This window comes from Halorubrum sp. SS7 (assembly GCF_005435055.1).
Classification (GTDB): Archaea; Halobacteriota; Halobacteria; order Halobacteriales; family Haloferacaceae; genus Halorubrum; species Halorubrum salinarum.
Window position 1 is genome coordinate 1 of the sequence record NZ_SGXV01000679.1, and the last position, 227, is coordinate 227.

The 227-nt window shown below is 69.6% G+C and carries 1 pseudogene; it reads left to right on the forward strand.

Features of this window, described 5'->3' with window-relative positions:
* Positions 1–10: 10 nt before the first annotated feature.
* Positions 11–227 (forward strand): annotated as a pseudogene (locus EXE44_RS19590) (PQQ-binding-like beta-propeller repeat protein); the annotation flags it as partial.

Below are 227 nucleotides of genomic sequence, written 5' to 3' on the forward strand. Positions count from 1 at the left end.
CGGCGGGAACGTGAATTCGCTCCGCGTCGACGCAGACCCGCTCGTCGCCGCGAACTCGCTTCACCCGATGATGCGAGACATGTTCGCCGCCGAGGGCACCGCCGACGATAGCGTGTACGCGATCGATCGCCGGGACGGCCGAGCCGAGTGGAGCTTCTCCGCCGAGGGGCTCGTCGTCAGCGGTGCGACCGCCCGGTTCGTGGTCGTGAGCGGCGAGGAGTCGCTCT